Below are 266 nucleotides of genomic sequence, written 5' to 3'. Positions count from 1 at the left end.
AGAACATCGCGTTCACCGACACACCGGAACTGATTCACGACGGCGGCGATAACGCTGGCTGGACAGGTGCCGCTGTTGCTGGGACGTGGGACTTCGCGGATACCGTCAACCCTAATGACGGCACGAATTGCGTCTCGATCACTTCGGCCAATAATAACGACGCGGCTACCTTTGCAGACGCTACGGAAACGGCGATGAGTGGCCGCACTGCCGTTACAGGGCAGATTCGGCTTGAGGTGTTTAGTGAAGCGAGCAACACGATCATC

1 protein-coding gene is annotated in these 266 nt (G+C 57.1%); it reads left to right on the top strand.

Going from position 1 to position 266, the window contains the following annotated elements; all coding sequences use genetic code 11:
- Positions 1-266: hypothetical protein (locus tag PZC42_RS21600; protein WP_277214233.1), on the top strand; the 266-nt coding region annotated here is incomplete at both ends.

It is taken from the genome of Isoptericola croceus (assembly GCF_029382255.1).
Lineage (GTDB): Bacteria > Actinomycetota > Actinomycetes > Actinomycetales > Cellulomonadaceae > Isoptericola > Isoptericola croceus.
Note: the sequence above shows the minus strand (reverse complement) of the source record. Positions and strands in the feature narration are given on the sequence as shown.